We start from the raw sequence: 19,331 nt of genomic DNA, 5'->3' as shown, positions 1-19,331 counted from the left end.
CTCGCGATGCCCGCCCCCTCGGCGGGCATCGTCGTTTCCGACCGTCTTCGGCGGTGGTGAAATATGTATACGATCTGGCCCGAAGCTTGCTTCGTTTCTCCGGGGCGGGTCCTGAGGGGCACCGGCCACCAATGGATCCGGGGGACGAATTCATGTCGGAGAACATCGATTCGGTGGACGCGCGTCTGCCGTTGCCGCGCCTGGGGGCGCTCGGCCTACAGCATGTGTTGGTGATGTACGCGGGTGCCGTGGCGGTGCCTCTGATCGTCGGACGGGCCCTGAAGCTGCCGCCGGAGCAGGTGGCGATGCTGATCAGCGCCGATCTCTTCGCCGGCGGGCTGGCCACCCTTATCCAGGCCTGGGGCGTGCCGGGGGTCGGCATTCGGCTGCCGGTGATGATGGGGGTGACCTTCGCCTCGGTCGGGCCGATGATCGCGATCGGCACCAACCCCGAACTCGGCATCCTCGGCATCTACGGGGCGGTGATGGCGGCGGGCCTCTTCGGTGTGCTGATTGCTCCGTTCGTGAGCAGGTTGTTGCCCCTGTTCCCGCCGGTGGTGACGGGCACGATCATCACGGTGATCGGCATCACGCTGATGCGGGTCGGCGTCAATTGGGCCGGCGGCGGTGTCGGCAATCCGGCCTTCGGCGATCCCGCCTATCTGGCGATCGCCTTCTTCGTGCTGGTGACGATCCTGGTCCTCACCAAATACGGCAGCGGCTTCCTCGCCAACGTCTCGGTTCTTCTCGGCATCGTCGTCGGCTGCGTGATCGCCTCCGTCTTCGGGCTGATGCATTTCGAGAAGGTCGGCTCCGCGCCGTGGTTCGGGCTGGTGCTGCCCTTCCAGTTCGGCATTCCGAAGTTCGACGTGGCGGCGATCGTCACGATGTGCCTGGTGATGATCGTGGTGATGATCGAATCGACCGGCATGTTCCTGGCGCTCGGCGAGATGACCGGCACCGAGGTCGACGAGGCGCGCCTGACCAAGGGTCTCAGGGCCGACGGCGTCGGCACCTTCCTCGGCGGCGTCTTCAATACCTTCCCCTACACGTCCTTCTCGCAGAACGTCGGGCTGGTCGGCGTCACCGGCGTGAAGTCGCGTTGGGTGGCGGTGGTCGGCGGCGTCATCATGCTGCTGCTCGGCCTGATGCCGAAGATGGCGTCGCTCGTCGAGGCGGTGCCGCAGTTCGTGCTCGGCGGCGCCGGTCTCTGCATGTTCGGCATGGTCGCGGCGACGGGCATCCGCATCCTCGCCAACGTCGACTTCAAGGCGCGCAAGAACGACCTCCTGGTGGTCGCCCTCTCGATCGGCTTCGGCATGATCCCCTTGGTGGCGCCCAAGTTCTTCGAGCACATGCCGAAGGTGATGGCGCCGCTGCTCGAGTCCGGGATCCTGCTCGCCTCGATCTCGGCGGTCCTGCTCAACGCCTATTTCAACGGCGTGAAGGGCGAGGGCGACGCGCTGGCGGCGGCGGCCGAGGCGGCCAAGGCGGTCGAACACGCCTGACGCGGGAGCGTCGGGCCGACGATCCCGTCCTCCACCGCCGCCTCGGGTCGTGCGACCAGGGGCTGCGGCGGAGCGCACTGGTCGTGCCGGGGGCCGTGTTGTAGGGTGCGCGCCGACGAGCGGGCACCCGAGCCCCTCGCGACGACGACGGGATACGCAGGGACATGGGTCGTAAACTCTTCGGCACCGACGGCATTCGCGGCCGCGCCAACTCATGGCCGATCACGCCGGAACTGGCGATGAAGGTGGCCATGGCGGTGGGTTTGTCTTTCCGCAAGGGAAGTCATCGCCATCGGGTGGTGATCGGCAAGGACACGCGCCTTTCGGGGTACATGATCGAAACCGCGATGGTGGCCGGCTTCACCGCCGTCGGCGTCGACGTGTTCATGACGGGGCCGATCCCGACGCCGGGCGTCTCGATGTTGACGCGGTCGCTGCGCTGCGATTTCGGGGTGATGATCTCGGCCTCGCACAATCCCTATTACGACAACGGCATCAAGATCTTCGGTCCGGACGGCTACAAGCTCTCCGACGAGATCGAGAAGGAGATCGAGGATCTGCTCGATCAGGATCTGTCGACGCGGCTGGCGGCCTCGCCGGATCTCGGGCGGGCCAAGCGCATCGACGGCGTGCAGGATCGCTACATCGAATTCGCCAAGCGGACGCTGCCGCGTCACCTGTCGCTGTCGGGTCTCAGGGTGGTGATCGACTGCGGCAACGGCGCCGCCTATCGGGTGGCGCCGGACGCGCTGTGGGAACTCGGCGCGGAGGTCTTCAAGATCGGCGTCGAGCCGGACGGCCGCAACATCAACGACGGCTGCGGCTCGACCGCGCCGGGGCAGTTGCAGCGCAAGGTCACGGAACTGCGCGCCGACATCGGCATCGCGCTCGACGGTGACGCGGACCGGGTGATCATCGTCGACGAGAAGGGCGTCATCGTCGACGGCGATCAGCTGATGGCGGTGGTGGCGGAGAGTTTCGCCGAGGACCAGCGCCTGTCGCGCAAGGGCATCGTCGCCACGGTGATGTCGAACCTCGGGCTCGAGCGGCATCTCTCCGGCATCGGCCTGGAGCTGGTGCGCACCAAGGTCGGCGATCGCTACGTGGTCGAGGAGATGCGCAACGGCGGTTACAACGTCGGCGGCGAGCAGTCGGGCCACATCGTGCTCTCCGACTATTCGACCACCGGCGACGGGCTGATCGCCGCCTTGCAGATCCTCGCCGTGGTGCAGCGGCAGGATCGGCCGGTCTCGGAGATTTGCCATCGGTTCGAGCCGGTGCCGCAGGTGCTCCGCAACGTCCGCTTCCAGGGCGGGCGCCCGCTCGACGACGCCCATGTGCAGGCGGCGATCCGCGAGGGCGAGGGACGTCTCAATGGAAGTGGCCGTCTCGTCATCCGTCCCTCGGGCACCGAGCCGTTGATCCGGGTGATGGGCGAGGCCGACGACGCGGCGCTGCTCGACTCGGTGGTCGAGGACATCGTCTCCGCGCTGAGCCGCGCCGCGACCTGATCCGACCGAATTCTTCTCGACGACGATCGCGCCTCGCGTCCCCCCGGGACGCGGGGCGTCTTCGTTCGTCGCGGTCGTCAAGATTTCATCAAGGTTGATTTTTCACGAACATCGTCACGGTTAAGAAAAGCTCAACAAATCGGGGGCAAGGTGCCGGTCGAGCAAGGCGGCCGCCGCCTCCGCTCGGATCGCCCTCTATCCGCCCCAGAAGCGGCGGAAATCCGTCCGTTCGGCGGGGTTTCGCGGATCGCCGAGGCGATCCGGACGGGCGGCGCGGTCGCGACGGATTTCCCGGCTCCAAGTCGTCGGCGATGTACATGGTTGATGACGCGGCGCGAAACCTTCGAGCACTTCAACCCTTCATTAACCAAGACCGTGCTGAAATCGACCCGAGCAAGACAGCAGGTCGGTTCGCCCCGCGAGCCTTCGGAACAGGCAGGAATGATCCCATGACCAAGATCGTGACGTCTCTCTTGGCCGGTACGGCCTTCTTCGGCCTCGTGGCGGTCGCGCAGGCGGCCGACATGGCGTCGCCTCTGCGTGGTCCGGCGATCGTGCCGTCGGTGGCCGATCCGATCGTGTCGGGCAGCTGGTATCTGCGCGGCGACGTCGGCGTGGCGATCGCCGGCAAGCCCTCGATCGAGGACGTCGAGCCCGGTCTGGCGAAGACGATCATTCACCGCGACATGACCGACGCGCCGATGATTCAGCTCGGCGTCGGCTATCAGTTCAACGACTATCTGCGCGGCGACATCACCGCCGAATATCGCGGCAGCTCGCGTCTGCGCGGCGTCTCGACCTATGCCAGCACCTACGGCGGCCTGCCCTCGACCAACTACGTGAACTACGACACCCACACCCGCTCGCTCGCCTTCATGGCCAACGGCTACGTGGACATGGGCACCTGGTCGGGCATCACGCCCTATGTCGGCGCCGGCCTCGGTGTCGCCTACAACCAGATGTCGGACACCTATATCGACACCAGCTATTACGTCGCCGGCAGCCCGCAGGTGCCCCAGAAGGGCGTGATGGCGGGCAGCTCGAAGTGGAACTTCGCCTGGGCGCTGCACACCGGCATGTCCTGGGACGTCAACCCCAACCTGAAGCTCGACGTCGGCTATTCCTACAAGGACTACGGCACGATCACCTCGGGCAATCTGACCTGCTTCAGCGGCACGGGCTGCAACGAGCAGCTGAAGATCAAGAACCTCGGCTTCCACGACGTCCACATCGGCGCGCGTTGGGTGATCGATCCGGTCGTGCCGAAGGCCCCGATCTACGCCTCGGCGCCGGTCGTGGCGAAGTACTGATCCGTCCGAAAGGACCCGTCGATCGAGGAGGCGCGGCGCCGCGAGGGCCGCGCCTCTTTCGTGTTCGGCGACGCTTCCGCGGGGGCCCCGCGACGATATGGCGCCACGCGAACATCCACCTCTCGTGAGGGGAGACGATTGATTCCCGGCCCCGCTTCCGATAGCGACGTCTCCGGGACACCCTTCCCCACCGAAGGGCGCCCATCTGAAAGGATGGAAATCACATGACGACTGCTCGTCCGACCACCAAGCCCGTCTGCCCGAACTTCTCCTCCGGCCCCTGCGCGAAGCGCCCCGGCTGGTCCCTCGAAGCCCTCTCGGGCGCTCTGGTCGGTCGTTCGCACCGCGCCAAGCCCGGCAAGGCCAAGCTCCAGCGCGCGATCGATCTCACCCGCGAAGTGCTCGGCGTGCCCGCCGACTACAAGATCGGCATCGTGCCCGCCTCCGACACCGGCGCCGTCGAAATGGCGATGTGGTCGATGGCCGGCGCGCGCGGCATCGACATGCTGGCCTGGGAGAGCTTCGGCGAAGGCTGGGTCACCGACATTCAGAAGCAGCTGAAGCTCGAGGACGTGCGCGTCTTCAAGTCGGCCTATGGCGAGCTGCCCGATCTCTCCGCCGTCGACACCAAGACCCGCGACGTGGTCTTCACCTGGAACGGCACTACCTCCGGCGTGCGGGTTCCGAACGCCGATTGGATCGCCGCGGACCGCGAGGGCATCGTGATCTGCGATGCGACCTCGGCCGCCTTCGCGCAGGATCTCGACTGGGCCAAGCTCGACGTCGTCACCTTCTCCTGGCAGAAGGTGCTGGGCGGCGAGGCGGCGCACGGCATGCTGATCCTCTCCCCGCGCGCGGTCGAACGGCTCGAGACGTACAAGCCGGCGTGGCCGCTGCCGAAGATCTTCCGCATGACCAAGGGCGGCAAGCTGATCGACGGCATCTTCGTCGGCGAAACCATCAACACCCCGTCGATGCTGGCGGTCGAGGACTATCTCGACGCGCTCGAATGGGCGAAGACGGTCGGCTCGCTGAAGGGCCTGATGGCCCGCGCCGACGCCAACACCAAGGCGATCGCCGACTGGGTGGCGGCGTCGAAGTCCTTCGCCTTCCTGCCGAAGGTCGAGGCGACCCGCTCCAACACCTCCGTGTGCCTGTCGATCGTCGACGCCGACGTCGTCGCCAAGGGCGCGGAGACGGTCGCCAAGGTCGCCAAGGCGATCGTCGCGAGCCTCGACAAGGAGGGCGTCGCCTACGACATCGGCGCCTATCGCGACGCGCCGGCGGGTCTCCGGATCTGGTGCGGCGCCACCGTCGAGACCGCCGACGTCGAGGCCCTGACGGGCTGGCTCGACTGGGCGCTGGCGGAAGCCAAGGCGGCGCTCTGAGCGCACGACAGACCTCGGGGGCGGCCAGCCGGCCGTCTCCGACCTTCCCGTTCACTCCGATTTCAGACGTCGCGGTCGCGGCGAAGATCGACGCGCGACCCCGTCTCACGAGGTGCAACTCATGGCTCCGCGCGTTCTCATTTCCGATTCCATGTCCGCCGCCGCCGTCCAGATCTTCAAGGATCGCGGCGTCGAGGTCGACTACCTGCCCTCGCTCGGCAAGGACAAGGAGAAGCTCGCCGAGGTGATCGGCGACTACGACGGTCTCGCCATCCGCTCGGCGACCAAGGTCACGGCCAAGCTGCTCGAGAAGGCGACCCGGCTCAAGGTGATCGGCCGGGCCGGCATCGGCGTCGACAACGTCGACATTCCCGCCGCCTCGGCCAAGGGAATCATCGTCGAGAACACCCCCTTCGGCAATTCGATCACCACCGCCGAACACGCCATCGCGCTGATGTTCGCGGTCGCCCGCGAGATCCCCGCCGCCGACGCCTCGACCCAGGCCGGCAAGTGGGAGAAGAACCGCTTCATGGGCGTCGAGATCACCGCCAAGACGCTCGGCATCATCGGCTGCGGCAACATCGGCGCGATCGTCGCCGAACGTGGCATCGGCCTGAAGATGCGGGTGATCGCCTTCGATCCGTTCCTGTCGCCGGAGCGCGCCGCCGATCTCGGCGTGGAGAAGGTCGAACTCGACGAACTCCTGAAGCGCGCCGACTTCATCACCCTGCACACGCCGCTGACCGACAAGACCCGCAACATCCTCTCGGCCGAGAACCTCGCCAAGTGCAAGAAGGGCGTGCGCATCATCAACTGCGCCCGTGGCGGTCTGGTCGACGAGGCGGCGCTCAAGGCGGCGCTCGAGTCCGGTCACGTCGCCGGCGCCGGCTTCGACGTCTTCGTCGAGGAGCCGGCCACCTCGAACGTCCTGTTCGGTCATCCGAACGTCGTCTGCACGCCCCATCTCGGTGCCTCGACCAACGAGGCGCAGGAGAACGTGGCGCTGCAGGTCGCCGAGCAGCTCTCCGACTACCTTCTGACCGGCGCGGTCACCAACGCGCTCAACATGCCGTCGGTGTCGGCGGAAGAGGCGCCGAAGCTGACGCCCTTCGTCCGGCTCGCGGAACTCCTCGGCTCCTTCGCCGGTCAGCTGACCGAGACCGGGATCACCGGCGTCCGCATCGAATACGAAGGTGACGTCTCGACGATGAACACCCGCGCGCTCGGCGCGGCGGCGCTCGCCGGGCTCCTCAAGCCGCAGCTCGATTCGGTCAACATGGTCTCGGCGCCGGTGATGGCCAAGGAACGCGGCATCGCGGTCGAGGACGTGCGGCGTGAATCGGCCGGCACCTACGACAGCCTGATCCGCCTCACGGTGAAGACCGAGCGGCAGGAGCGCTCGGTCGCCGGCACCGTCTTCGCCGACGGCAAGCCGCGCATCGTCGAGATCAAGGGCATCCAGATGGATGCCGAGTTCCAGCCGTCGATGCTCTACGTCACCAACAAGGACAAGCCCGGCTTCATCGGCCGGCTCGGCACGCTGATGGGCGAGGTGGAGACCAACATCGCCACCTTCGCGCTCGGCCGCAAGGCGGCGGGCGAGGAGGCGATCTGCCTGATCGCCGTCGACGGGCCGGTGTCGGAAGAGCTGCTCGCCAAGGTCGGCGGGCTCGAGGGCGTGGTCCAGGCCAAGCGTCTGACCTTCTGAACCGATGAGTCCAGGTCGAAACGAAGAGAGGCGGCGGGAGCGATCCCGCCGCCTCTCTTCGTTCAGGGCCGGCGCAAGCGGCGCACCAGGCGGCCGTCGATCGCGGCGAGGCCGGCGCCGATCAGCAGCACGCCGGCGACGTGCTGCGGGGCGAGTCTTTCGCCGAGCACGAGGATGCCGAGAAGGATGGCGCTCGGCGGGATCAGGAAGGTGACCAGGATGGTGTTGGTCGGCCCGACCAGGGTGTTGAGACGGAAGAAGAGAATATAGGCGACCGCCGTGGAGAGCAGGGCGAGGCCGACGACGGCGCCGATCGCGGCGTCGCTCGGCATCGGGCGGGTCCAGGGTGCGTCGAGGAGGAGGATCGCGGGGGCGAGGATCAGGCTCGAGCAGATCAGCTGGCCGGCGGCGGTGGCGATCGGCGGGCGTCCACGGAAGCGGCGGCTCCACAGCGCCGAGAAGCCGTAGGAGACGGCGGCACCGAGGCAGGCGAGCTCGGCGGTCAGATGGTCGCCGACCCCGGCGAGCGCGTCGACGCCGATCAGCACCACCACGCCGACGAAGGCGAAGGCGATGCCGAGCGCCTTCAGGGGCGTCGCCTTGTCGTCGCGGGTGAAGAGATGGGCGATGATCACGCCGAAGATCGGGGTGGTGGCGTTGAGGATCGAGGCGAGGCCGGCGCCGATGGTCTTCTGGCCCCAGACGATCAGGCAGAAGGGGACGATGTTGTTGAGGAGGCCCATCACCAGCCAATCGCGCCAGGAGGCGCGATCGCGCGGCAGGTCGATCCCGGCGAGGCGGGCGGCGACGAGGAGCGCGAGGGCGGCGAGGGTGACGCGGGCGAAGACCACCGTCAGGGTGGGCATCTCGGCGACGGCGATGCGATTGAACAGGAAGGATCCGCCCCAGAGGCCCGACAGGGCGAGGAGCATTCCCCAGGCGGCGATCGGCATGGTCGGCTCCGGTCTGGTCGGTCGTCTTTCGCCCTTCATGGCGTGGCGCGGGGCTTCGCGCCACCCGATTTTCGATCGCGCCCGCGTCAGCGCTTCTGGGCGAGGACGATCCCGGCCATCACCAGCGCCAGACCGACGCCCTGATACCAGCCGAAGGGTTCGCCGAGGAAGGCGACGGCCATGGCGGCGCCGAACACCGGAATGAGGTTGACGAAGATGCCGGCGCGGCCGGGACCGATCAGTTCGACGCCGCGAATGTAGAAGACCTGGGCGAGGAACGAGGGGAAGATCGCGACGAGGAGCGTGATGAGCCAGCCCTTCGGCGTCGGCCAGAAGGTGCCGGCGGTCGCCGCCTCGATCAGGGTCAGCGGGATCGAGGTCACCAGCGCCACCGCCGCCAGCGCGGTGAAGAGGGTGAGCGAGGAGACGCTCGGCCGATCCTCGAGCCAGACCGTGTAGATCGCGTAGGAGATGGTCGCGCCGATCATGAAGAGATCGCCGAGATTGAAGGAGAGGGTGCGGATCACCTCCGGGTCGGCGCGGGTGGCGACCAGGGCGACGCCGGCGACGCCGAAGACCATGCCGAGCGCCTGGGCGAGCCGGACGCGGCGGCCGCGCGTGACGAAGGCGAGCGTGAAGACGAAGAACGGCATCGCCCCCTGGATGATCGACATGTTGGCGCCGGTGGTGTGATGGGCGGCGGCGAAGAAGAAGGCGGTGAAGGCGGTGTAGCCGGCCGTGCCGAGGAGAAACAGCAGCTTCCAGCGAGGCCGCAGCACCGGCAGCTCGGCGCGGATCGAACGGGCGTCGAAGGCGATCAGCACCAGGAGCACGAGGCCCCAGCGCAGCGACGCCAGCAACATCGGCGAGATCTCGCCGACGGCGAGGCGGCCGGCCACGGTGTTGGCCGCCCATTGCATCGAGGCGAGCGTCAGCAGCGGATAGGGGCTCTGCCAGATGCCGGAGGGGGTGGGACGCACGGGGCTTGCTCTTCGAGAGGGGCGGGCGCGGTCAAGGAAGCCGAGGCGGGGGGTAAAGTAAAGTCGAGGGCGCGCGCAGGTGCCATGTCGTGGGTTCGCCGCCCGGACGAGGGCGAGACGGGGTTCGGGACGGGCGCGGAGGCGGGTCGGCGCGAGCGCCGGATCGGGCCGGGGGGTCAGCAGGCCAGATAGATGGTCTGGGCCGGTTCGGAGGCCTCGGCGAAGCCGGTCTCCTCGTGCGGCTTGCTGGTGGAATGGGCGGCGACGACCCGGTTGCGGCCGCTGGTCTTGGCGGCATAGAGGGCGATGTCGGCCTGTTTCAGCACCTGATCGACGGTCTGGCCGCAGACGTGCTCGGCGACGCCGATCGAGATCGTCACCGAAAGAGTCGATCCCGGGACGGGGATGACGAGGGCCTGGACGGCGAGGCGCAGGCGTTCGGCCTCGTGATAGGCGTCGAGCATGTCCCAACCGTCGAGCAGCAGGGCGAATTCCTCGCCGCCGAGGCGGGCGGGATGGCCGGCGCGGGTGCGCACCACCTCGGCGACAGCGGTCAGGACGGCGTCGCCGACGTCGTGGCCCCAGGTGTCGTTGACCCGCTTGAAATGGTCGATGTCGAACATCAACACCGAGACCGGCGGGTCGTTCTCCCGGCGCAGCATGACGGCTCCGGCGCGGTCGAAGAAGGCGCGGCGGTTGGGCAGTTCGGTCAGGGTGTCGACGGTGGCGAGGCGCAACAGTTCGCGGCTCGCCTTGGTCATGCGCTCGGCGGCGCGCAGGCGCGCGAACAGCTCGGCCGGGACCGGGGGCTTGGTGATGAAGTCGTCGGCGCCGCTGTCGAGGGCCTCGATCAGACGATCGCGGTCGTGGGTCGAGGACATGGCGATGACGTAGATCGGGCGGCGGCCGTTGGCGATGAGGCGGGCCTCCCAGCACAGTTCCAGGCCGGAGACGTTGGGCACCTCGAAGGAGGTCATGAGGACGTCGACCGTCTCGTCGCCGTGGAGACATTCCAAGGCGACCGCCCCGTCGTTGAACGGAAGCACCTCGTGCCCACCCTCGGTGAGGATCTGGGTCATCAGACGCAGCCCGATGCGACTCGGTTCGGCCAAGACGATTCGCATTCCATCCTCACGCTGGGAGCGGTTCCGTCGACAGGCTCATCGGAACCATCCGGAAAGCGCCGCTTCCGTGGGGACGTTCGGGCGCCCTGCCACTCTACGCTCGGTGAAGTTACCGGAATCTTTAAGGGAAATCCGGCATTCGCGACGATCGGGCGCGGGTCGGGCGCGGGGGGCGCGACCCCTGGTCGCGGGCCGCGATCGGCGCGGGCTACCGGCGCTCGGACCCCGACGTCGGGAGGGTCGCGCCAACGGAGGATTGCGGCTATAGTCCCGCCGCCGCGCGCGACCTCCTCGGGGTGGCGGACGCGCGGCGTGGTTCGATCGCCCTCGGGCGCCTTCGTCCCTCCGACCCGCGCGACGCGTGGCGCCGGAGGCGAACGGCGCGAGGGCGCGTTTCGGTTCGGCCGGTCTCGAGACCGGCGCGGGAAAGGGCGCAATGGCCAACGTGGTTGTCGTCGGGTCGCAGTGGGGCGACGAGGGTAAGGGCAAGATCGTCGACTGGTTGTCGGAACGCGCCGATGTGGTGGTGCGGTTCCAGGGTGGCCACAACGCGGGCCATACGCTGGTGATCGACGAGGTCTCCTACAAGCTCTCGCTGCTGCCGTCCGGCGTGGTGCGCCCCGGCAAGCTCGGGGTGATCGGCAACGGCGTGGTGCTCGATCCCCACGCGCTGGTCGCCGAAATCGGCCGGCTCGCGGCGCAGGGCGTCTCGGTGACGCCGGAGAATCTGCGCATCGCCGAGAACTGCACGCTGATCCTCTCGGTTCATCGCGAACTCGATCAGAAGCGCGAATCCTCCAATTCCGGCACCAAGATCGGCACCACCGGGCGCGGCATCGGCCCGGCCTACGAGGACAAGGTCGGCCGTCGCGCGATCCGTCTGATGGATCTCGCCGAGCCGTCGATCCTGCCGGCCAAGATCGAGCGTCTGCTCGCCCATCACAACGCGCTCCGGCGCGGCCTCGGCCAGCCCGAGGTGGCGGTCGAGACGCTGCTCGAGGAGCTGACCTCGGTCGCCGACAAGGTACTGCCGTTCATGGACGTGACCTGGCGGCTGCTCGATCAGCGCCGGCGCGCCGGCGATCGGATCCTGTTCGAGGGTGCCCAGGGCGCGCTGCTCGACATCGATCACGGCACCTATCCCTTCGTGACCTCGTCCAACACGGTCTCGGGTCAGGCGGCGACCGGCTCGGGCCTCGGACCGGGCGCGATCGGCTACGTGCTCGGCATCACCAAGGCCTACACGACCCGGGTCGGCGAGGGCCCGTTCCCGACCGAGCTGACCGACGAGATCGGCGACTTCCTCGGCACCCAAGGCCACGAGTTCGGCACGGTGACCGGGCGCAAGCGGCGCTGCGGCTGGTTCGACGCGGTGCTGGTGCGCCAGACCGTGCAGGTCTCGGGCATCGACGGCATCGCGCTGACCAAGCTCGACGTGCTCGACGGGCTCGACGAGATCAAGATCTGCGTGAAGTATCTGCTCGACGGCAAGGAGATCGACCATCTGCCGGCCTCCCAGGCCGATCAGGCGCGGGTGGTGCCGGTCTACGAGACGCTCGAGGGTTGGCAGGGCACGACCCGGGGCGCGCGCTCCTGGGCCGATCTGCCGGCGCAGGCGGTCAAATACGTGCGTCACGTCGAGGAACTGATCGGCGCGCCGGTGGCGATGCTGTCGACCTCGCCGGAACGCGAGGACACGATCCTGGTCCAGGATCCGTTCCGCGACTGAGCAAGGACGCCGCCGGAACGGCTCGGCCGGCACCGGCGGCACGGGGACGGGCGCGGGGCGAAACCCTCATCGAGGGCTTCGCTCGGTGCCACGACAGGGCGTATGGTTCGAAGCGGCACAACGCCGCCGAGACTCTCGGGGACGGCGGTGACGCCGAGGCAACGGATGGGCGAGGCGCGCTTGCGGGGGCGTCCTCGAAACCGCCTGCGGAAGGCTTGGAATGGCTGACTATCACGCGATCCTGAAACGGGCGATCTCGGCCCTGCCCGCTCCCAACGGGGAGGCGCGCCGGGCGGTCTACGAGAAGGCCCGCTCGGCGCTGGTCAATCAGCTGAAGGCGTTCGATCCGCCGCTGTCGCCCTCCGAGATCACCCAACAGCGCCTGCAATTGGAAGAAGCGATCCGCAAGGTCGAATCGGAGGCGGCCAAGGGGCTCCTGAAGCCGACGCCGAGCGCGCCGGCGGTGCGCTCCCCGGTTCCCGAACCCGCTCCGGCCGCGGTGCCGAGCGTGGCGGCCCCCGAGCCGGCGGCGGAGGTTCCCGCCGAGGAGGAGCCCTCGCGCGAGGTGCCGCCGACGGTTCCCGGCCACACCGCGCCGAGCGCGGCTCTGGGCGCGGTGGTGGTCGAGGCGGGGCAATTGGGCGGGGCGGCGGCCGAGCTCGGGCGACAGGCGCGCGACGCGCTCGCCGAACCGAGCGCGCCGGAGGCGCCGCCGGCTCCGAGCTTCGGTCGCGAGGGCGGCGAGCCGCCGCGCAAGCGCGAGGCGGCCGAACGCCGGCGCCGGCGCGACACGGTGGTCAACGGCGAGAAGCCGCCGTCGCGTCTGCCGGTGGTGATCGGTCTCGGCGCGGCGATCGTGGTCTTCGTGATCGGCATCGTCGCGCTGTGGTCGCAGCGCGATGTGATCTCCGCCTTCTTCGGCGGCTCCGGCGAGAAGATCGCCGACGTCACCAAGCGCAACGCCGGCGACAAGCCGGCGCCCAAGGCGACCGACCGTCTCGCCTCCGACGATACGGGCGCGCGGCCGGCGGGCACGGTCAAGCCGGTGCCGACCCAGACCATCACCACGACGCCGCAGATCCAGGGCGATACCGGCACCAAGCCGGCCGAGCCGCCGGCGCCGCCGAAACAGGCGGTGCCGCTGGTCGCCCAGAAGGCGATCCTCTACGAGGAGGGCAAGGCCGGGGCTCAGGCGCTGATCACCTCCGGCAAGGTGGTGTGGCAGGTGGTGCCGGATCCGACCGTCGGCAAGGACGGGGCGGTGATGCTCCGGGTGCGGGCCGAGATCCCCGATCGCAAGATGGTGGTCAATCTGTCGATGCGGCCGAACGCGGACGCCTCGTTCCCGGCGAGCCATCTGGTCGAGATCAAGTTCCAGGTGCCGAGCGACTTCGACGGCAAAGCCGTGACCGGGGTTCCGGCGCTGATCATGAAGGCGACCGAACAGGCGCGCGGCGACCCGCTGGTCGCGGCCTCCGCCAAGGTCGCCGACAACTTCTTCTGGATCGCGCTCGGCTCGGGAGAGGCCGAGAAGGAGCGCAACTTCAAGCTCCTCAAGGAGCGCGGTTGGATCGACGTGCCGCTTCTCTACGAGAACGGGCGGCGGGCGATCCTCACCCTCGAGAAGGCGGGCAGCGGCGATCAGGCGCTCGCCGACGCGATGACGGCCTGGGGGCAGGGCGGCTGATCGGCCGCCCCTCCTCGTCCTTCGAACCAGCGAGAGCGAACATGAGTGCCATTCGTGAGATCCGGCGGCGGACCGTGCGCGACATCCGCAACGCCAAGGGCAAGGTGCCAGTGGTCTGTCTCACCGCCCATTCGGCGCCGATGGCCAAGCTGCTCGACCCCCATGTCGACCTGTTGCTGGTCGGCGATTCGCTCGGCATGGTGGTCTACGGTTTCTCCTCGACCCTGCCGGTGACGCTCGACATGATGATCGCCCACGGCGCGGCGGTGGTGCGCGGCTCGAGCCGGGCGGTGGTGGTGATCGATCTGCCCTTCGCCACCTATCAGGAGAGCCCGGAACAGGCCTATCGCAGCGCCGCGCGGACGATGATCGAAACCGGCGCGCAGGCGGTGAAGATCGAGGGCGGCGTCGAGATGGCGCCGACCATTCGCTTCCTCACCCAGCGCGGCATTCCGGTGATGGCGCACATCGGCCTCACGCCGCAGTCGGTCAACACGCTCGGCGGTTTCCGCACCCAGGGCCGCGACGAGGCGGGGGCGGCGGCGCTCATCGCCGACGCGAAGGCGGTCGAGGAAGCGGGTGCCTTCTCGGTGGTGATCGAGGGCACGGTGGCGACGGTGGCGACCGCGATCTCCGAGGCGATCTCGATCCCGACGATCGGCATCGGCGCCTCGGCGGCCTGCGACGGGCAGGTTCTGGTGATCGACGACCTGCTCGGTCTCTTCACCGACTTCACCCCGAAGTTCGTCAAGAAATACGCCGATCTGGCGACGATCGTCTCGGGCGCGGCCTCGGCCTATGCCGACGAGGTCAAGGCGCGGGTCTTCCCGGGACCCGAACACGTGGTGTGATCCTCGCCGCCATGGCGTTTCGCGAGCCGATCGGGTAAGCGAGACGCCATGGCAGCACCTCTTCTCACCCTTCGCGACATCACCCTGACCTTCGGCGGCGGGCCGCTCCTCCACGGCGCCGAGCTGATGGTGCACGAGGGCGAGCGCATCTGTCTGGTCGGCCGCAACGGCTCGGGCAAATCGACCCTCCTCAAGGTCGCCGCCGACATCCTTCAGGCCGACGGTGGCGAGCGCGTCGTCCAGGGCGGCGTCACCATCCGCTATCTGCCGCAGGAACCGGATCTCTCGGGCTTTCCCACCACGCTCGCCTATGTCGAGGCGGGGCTCGGGCCGGGCGACGACGTCTATCGGGCGCGGCGGCTGCTCGAGGATCTCGGTCTCCACGGCGACGAGGATCCCAAGACGCTCTCCGGCGGCGAGATCCGCCGGGCCGCGCTGGCGCGGGTGCTGGCGCCGGAGCCCGACGTGCTCCTCCTCGACGAGCCGACCAACCATCTCGACCTTCCCGCCATCGAATGGCTCGAGGCGGAGTTGAAGACCATGCGTTCGGCGCTGGTGCTGATCTCGCACGACCGGCGCTTCCTGGAGAACCTCTCGCGGGCGACGGTCTGGCTCGATCGCGGCGAGACGCGGCGGATGGATCGCGGCTTCAAGGATTTCGAGGCGTGGCGCGACGACCTGCTCGAGCAGGAGGAGAAGGACCGCCACAAGCTCGACCGTAAGATCGCGATGGAACTCGACTGGCTGCGCTACGGCGTGACGGCGCGGCGCAAGCGCAACCAGCGCCGCCTCGCCGATCTCGGCGCGTTGCGCGAGAAGCGCCGGACCGAGCGGCGGGTCCAGGGCGAGGTCAAGATGAGCCTCACCGAGGGCGAGCAGTCGGGCAAGCTGGTGATCGAGGCCAAGGGCGTCTCCAAGGCGTGGGACCGGCCGATCGTCGTCGATTTCTCGATCCGCATCGCCCGTGGCGACCGGATCGGTGTGATCGGCGCCAACGGGGCCGGCAAGACGACCCTGCTGGGGCTCCTGACGGGGCGGCTCCAGCCGGATTCCGGCACGATCAAGATCGGCGCCGGCGTCGAGATGGTGACGCTCGACCAGAAGCGCGAGGCGCTCGATCCGAACGCGACCTTGAAGGCGACGCTCACCGGGGGCAGCGGCGACAACGTCTCGGTCGGCGGCGAGATGCGCCACGTCATGGGCTACATGAAGGACTTCCTGTTCTCGCCGGAGCAGGCCAACACGCCGGTCTCGGTGCTCTCGGGCGGCGAGCGCGGCCGCCTGATGCTCGCCCGCGCCCTGGCGCGCACGGCCAATCTGATGGTGCTCGACGAGCCGACCAACGATCTCGACCTCGAGACGCTCGATCTGCTCGAGGAGATGCTGGGGGATCATCCCGGCACGGTGATCGTGGTCAGCCATGACCGCGACTTCCTCGACCGGGTGTGTTCGTCGGTGCTGATGTCGGAGGGCGAGGGGCGCTGGGTCGAATATGCCGGCGGCTATTCCGACATGGTGGCGCAGCGCGGGGCCGGCGTGGCGGCGCGGCGGGTGGAGAAGGCGGAGGCGCAGCCGAAGCCGGCCAAGGCGGCGCCGGCGGCCGAGGAGGCGCCGAAGAAGCGGCGGCTCTCCTTCAAGGAGAAGCACGCGCTGGAGACGCTGCCGGGCAAGATCGAGGCGATGCAGAAGGATCTGGCGAAGCTGCACGACCTGCTCGCCGATCCGGGTCTCTACGCCCGCGATCCCGCGCGGTTCGCCAAGGTCTCCAAGGCGGTCGACGACACCCAGACGGCGCTCGCCGCCGCCGAGGACGAGTGGCTGGCGCTCGAGATGCTGAAGGAAGAGATCGAGGGGTGAGCGGCGGTTCGTCTTCGCCTCCGGCGAAGACGAACGAAGACGTCCGGTGGACGGCTTGCACGGACCGAGGCCGGCGTGCCGGTCTCGTGGTCTCGTCAGAGGGCGAGCGACGCGACGAGGACGATCGCCCCGGCGCCACAGGCCCCGGTCAGGGCCAGGTTGAAGGGCCATTCGCCGTTGACGCCCTTGTTCTGCCGATATCCCGTCCAGGACGCGTAGCCGACGAGAGCGAGAGCGGCGGCGACGGTCGTTTTGAGGACGATCGGAATCATGGTCTCGAAATAGACGATGCCCATGACGGTCGCCACAGCGGCCGCAGGGGTGATCGCTCGCGATACGACCTCCTTGATCGACAGAAACGCCATTGGATCCCACCCCTCCGACGGACGGCGACAGCCATATCGAAAAGATGTTGGATTCGATGCGCGGCCACATCTCCCAATTGGGGTATGTCGCTCGGTTCGAAACCGGCGCGGTTCGATCAACCCGGCGGCTCCCGTCAAGACTTGATCGACAGACGGGCGAGAAGGCCGACCAATTCGGCTTGACGTGAGACGCCGATCTTCGCGAAGACCCGCTTCAATACCGTCCGGGCGGTGTCTTCGGCGATGCCGAGTCGCTCGGCGACGGCGCGCGGTTGCAGGCCGGTGCCGACCAGGGAGGCGATGCGGGCTTCGTTCAGGGTCAGTCCGAGCAGGTCGCGCAGCACGGTCGGGTCGACCGGAGCGCCTCGGTCGAGCGGTACGGCGAGGACGAGCACCCGCGTGTCGGCGAGCATCGCGTCGGCCAACATGTCCGGCGTGGTGAGCGGCAGGACGTGGAGGACGACGCGATCGCCGCCCCCGTCGGCGCCGAGCAGGACCGGCTTGGGGGTGGATGACGAGGCGTCGAGGCAGCGCGCGAACTCTGCCGCGAAGGCCGCGCGCTCGGCTCGGGTGGTGGGGGCGAGCCGGCCCTCACGGATGTCGAGCAGAGCGCCGCGCAGGGCGCCTCCCGCCGGATTGGACATGGTCACGCGACCCAGGGAATCCAGGCCGAAGACGCCGATGTTCATGGAGGAGAGCACGCGCGCCAAGCCGTCGGCGCGCATTTCCGCGTCGAAGAGACGAATGCCGAGACGCAGCGATTGCTCGACGTGGCGGCCGAGATGGGCGACCAGACGAAGCTCGTCGTCGCCGAAGCGGGGCTTGTCGAACCGGCGTTGAACCGAAATGAACACGGTGACGCGTGGATTCGGCGCCACGTTGACGGCGGCGAACCAGCCCAGACCCTGGGGCACCAGATAGTCGGTATAGATCGGCAGAGTGGCGACTTCGTCGTCCTCGACGACGTCGCGATCGGTCACGGCGTCGGTGGTGAGGTCGAATCCGCGTTCCAATACTCTGAAGGCGCGGGTGTCGCTCGAGGCCCAACGGGCGACGTACTCGGCGTGGCTCGCCTCCAGTGCCGGCGAGACGATGGTGCCGAGGCTGCCGTCGTCGCGGCGCCATATGAGGACGGTCCCGACGTCGCCCGAGCAGGCGGCGATCGCCTGCAACGCGTCGGGCCACAGATCGGGCCTCGTCGCGGCGTCGTAGATCGAACGAACCGCGTCGTGAATGGTCTCTCCGACGTCCATGCCGCCCCCTCCTCCCCGGCCTCGGTCGACGACGTCGAAACATAACCGATACCTGTTCGAGGCCACACGAATTTTCGCCGTCGAGGCTTCGACTTTCGGTGCCGACCCGAACGGGCGGGAGGACGCGCCCGCTCGGGTCGGCGGCTCACTTCGGCTCGATGGCGTAGGTGTCGATCGGCGGGATGGTGTCGATCAGACCGCGCGCCTTCAGGAAGGCGGCGAAGCGCTCGGTGCGGACGCGGTCGAGGGCGCCGGGGCGTTTGGCGAAGCGGGGCATGGTGTCGACGAGGGCGCGGCGGTTCAGCTCGTCGTCGAGCTTGGCGTCGGCCGCCTTCAGGATCGCGGCGGTCTCGGCCGGATGGTTGGTCGCCCACAGGGTCGCGGCCTCGAGAGCGGCGGTGAAGCGGGCGAAGCGGGGCTCCTTCGCCTTGTCGCTACGGGCGGCGAGGATCAGCTCGTCATAGGGCGGCACGCCGTGCTCCTCGGGGAAGAAGGTGACGGCCTTCTTGCCGGCGAGCTCCAGTTCGGTCGCCTCGAAATTGCGATAGCCACCGACGGCGGCGTCGACCTGACCCGACATCAGCGCGGCGGTCAGCGCGAAGTTGACGTTGATCAGCTCGACGTCGGAGAGCTTCAGCCCGGCCTCGGCGAGCATGGCGGCGAGAATCGCGTCCTCGAAGCCCGACACCGAATAGCCGATCTTCTTGCCCTTCAGATCCGCCAGCGCCTTCACCGGCCCGCCCTCCAGCGCCATCACCGTGTTGAGCGGGGTCTCGATCAGAGTGGCGAAGCGGGTCAGCGGCAGGCCTTCCTTCACCGAGAGATGGAGATCGGGTTGGTAGGTCACGGCCACGTCGGCCTGACCGGCGGCGACGAGACGCGGAGGGGCGGACGGGTCGGCCGGGGCGATCAGCTCGACGTCGAGGCCCTCCTTGGCGAAGAAGCCCCGGTCGCGCGCCACCACCAGGGTGGCGTGGTCGGGGTTCAGGAACCAGTCGAGCACCACGGTCATCTTCTCGGCGGCGGCGGCCGGGGTGACGAAGAGGGCGGCGGCGAGAGCGAGGAGAGGGAGTTTGCGCGACACTGGGGGGTTCCGTCGGTCAGAGG

Annotated in this window: 16 protein-coding genes; 10 read left to right on the top strand and 6 right to left on the bottom strand. The window is 68.5% G+C overall.

Annotated features, from left to right (window positions below; all coding sequences use genetic code 11):
• The first annotated feature begins 152 nt into the window (after positions 1-152).
• The 6 genes from J3S89_RS05655 to serA all read left to right on the top strand — a co-directional run bounded on the left by J3S89_RS05655 (position 153) and on the right by serA (position 7,425).
• On the top strand, positions 153-1,508 hold the full coding sequence (locus J3S89_RS05655) for a nucleobase:cation symporter-2 family protein (protein WP_217926497.1): 1,356 nt from the start codon (positions 153-155) through the stop codon (positions 1,506-1,508).
• 164 nt (positions 1,509-1,672) lie between these two features.
• A complete protein-coding gene (gene glmM, locus J3S89_RS05650) occupies positions 1,673-3,019 on the top strand; it encodes a phosphoglucosamine mutase (RefSeq protein ID WP_217926496.1) in 1,347 nt (448 codons plus the stop codon).
• Positions 3,020-3,169: 150 nt separating this feature from the next.
• Positions 3,170-3,472, top strand: a complete 303-nt coding sequence (locus J3S89_RS05645; RefSeq protein WP_217926495.1) for a hypothetical protein — start codon at positions 3,170-3,172, stop codon at positions 3,470-3,472.
• Complete coding sequence (locus J3S89_RS05640; RefSeq protein ID WP_217926494.1) at positions 3,469-4,329, top strand: outer membrane protein; 861 nt, start codon at positions 3,469-3,471, stop codon at positions 4,327-4,329. Before J3S89_RS05645 ends, J3S89_RS05640 begins: the two co-directional genes overlap by 4 nt.
• A 224-nt stretch (positions 4,330-4,553) precedes the next feature.
• Complete coding sequence (locus J3S89_RS05635; protein ID WP_217926493.1) at positions 4,554-5,717, top strand: phosphoserine transaminase; 1,164 nt, start codon at positions 4,554-4,556, stop codon at positions 5,715-5,717.
• 121 nt (positions 5,718-5,838) lie between these two features.
• Positions 5,839-7,425, top strand: a complete 1,587-nt coding sequence (serA, locus tag J3S89_RS05630) for a phosphoglycerate dehydrogenase (protein ID WP_217926492.1) — start codon at positions 5,839-5,841, stop codon at positions 7,423-7,425.
• Positions 7,426-7,487: 62 nt separating this feature from the next.
• Here the strand turns inward: serA and J3S89_RS05625 are convergent, their stop codons facing one another.
• From J3S89_RS05625 to J3S89_RS05615, 3 genes are all read right to left on the bottom strand, one after another.
• On the bottom strand, positions 7,488-8,378 hold the full coding sequence (locus tag J3S89_RS05625) for a DMT family transporter (protein ID WP_217926491.1): 891 nt from the start codon (positions 8,376-8,378) through the stop codon (positions 7,488-7,490).
• Between the two features lie 86 nt (positions 8,379-8,464).
• Positions 8,465-9,358: a DMT family transporter gene (locus J3S89_RS05620; RefSeq protein ID WP_217926490.1), complete on the bottom strand. Its 894-nt coding sequence runs from the start codon at positions 9,356-9,358 to the stop codon at positions 8,465-8,467.
• A gap of 176 nt (positions 9,359-9,534) precedes the next feature.
• Complete coding sequence (locus J3S89_RS05615) at positions 9,535-10,482, bottom strand: GGDEF domain-containing response regulator (protein ID WP_217926489.1); 948 nt, start codon at positions 10,480-10,482, stop codon at positions 9,535-9,537.
• Positions 10,483-10,918: 436 nt separating this feature from the next.
• Here J3S89_RS05615 and J3S89_RS05610 point away from each other — a divergent pair, with 436 nt between their 5' ends.
• From J3S89_RS05610 to J3S89_RS05595, 4 genes are all read left to right on the top strand, one after another.
• Positions 10,919-12,211 carry an adenylosuccinate synthase gene (locus tag J3S89_RS05610; protein WP_217926488.1) on the top strand — a complete coding sequence of 431 codons (1,293 nt, stop codon included), beginning with the start codon at positions 10,919-10,921 and terminating at the stop codon, positions 12,209-12,211.
• Positions 12,212-12,431: 220 nt separating this feature from the next.
• Positions 12,432-13,898, top strand: coding sequence for a hypothetical protein (locus tag J3S89_RS05605; protein WP_217926487.1), 1,467 nt, complete (start codon positions 12,432-12,434; stop codon positions 13,896-13,898).
• 41 nt (positions 13,899-13,939) lie between these two features.
• Complete coding sequence (panB, locus tag J3S89_RS05600; RefSeq protein WP_217926486.1) at positions 13,940-14,749, top strand: 3-methyl-2-oxobutanoate hydroxymethyltransferase; 810 nt, start codon at positions 13,940-13,942, stop codon at positions 14,747-14,749.
• Between the two features lie 48 nt (positions 14,750-14,797).
• Positions 14,798-16,606 carry an ABC-F family ATP-binding cassette domain-containing protein gene (locus tag J3S89_RS05595; RefSeq protein WP_217926485.1) on the top strand — a complete coding sequence of 603 codons (1,809 nt, stop codon included), beginning with the start codon at positions 14,798-14,800 and terminating at the stop codon, positions 16,604-16,606.
• A 95-nt stretch (positions 16,607-16,701) separates the two neighbouring features.
• Here the strand turns inward: J3S89_RS05595 and J3S89_RS05590 are convergent, their stop codons facing one another.
• The 3 genes from J3S89_RS05590 to J3S89_RS05580 form a co-directional block, all read right to left on the bottom strand.
• Complete coding sequence (locus J3S89_RS05590) at positions 16,702-16,971, bottom strand: hypothetical protein (protein WP_217926484.1); 270 nt, start codon at positions 16,969-16,971, stop codon at positions 16,702-16,704.
• 134 nt (positions 16,972-17,105) lie between these two features.
• Positions 17,106-18,224: a helix-turn-helix transcriptional regulator gene (locus J3S89_RS05585; RefSeq protein WP_217926483.1), complete on the bottom strand. Its 1,119-nt coding sequence runs from the start codon at positions 18,222-18,224 to the stop codon at positions 17,106-17,108.
• A gap of 145 nt (positions 18,225-18,369) precedes the next feature.
• Positions 18,370-19,308, bottom strand: coding sequence for an ABC transporter substrate-binding protein (locus J3S89_RS05580; RefSeq protein WP_230489257.1), 939 nt, complete (start codon positions 19,306-19,308; stop codon positions 18,370-18,372).
• Positions 19,309-19,331: the final 23 nt, after the last annotated feature.

The sequence above is a fragment of the Pinisolibacter aquiterrae genome (assembly GCF_019160155.1).
Lineage (GTDB): Bacteria > Pseudomonadota > Alphaproteobacteria > Rhizobiales > Ancalomicrobiaceae > Pinisolibacter > Pinisolibacter aquiterrae.
Note: the sequence above shows the minus strand (reverse complement) of the source record. Positions and strands in the feature narration are given on the sequence as shown.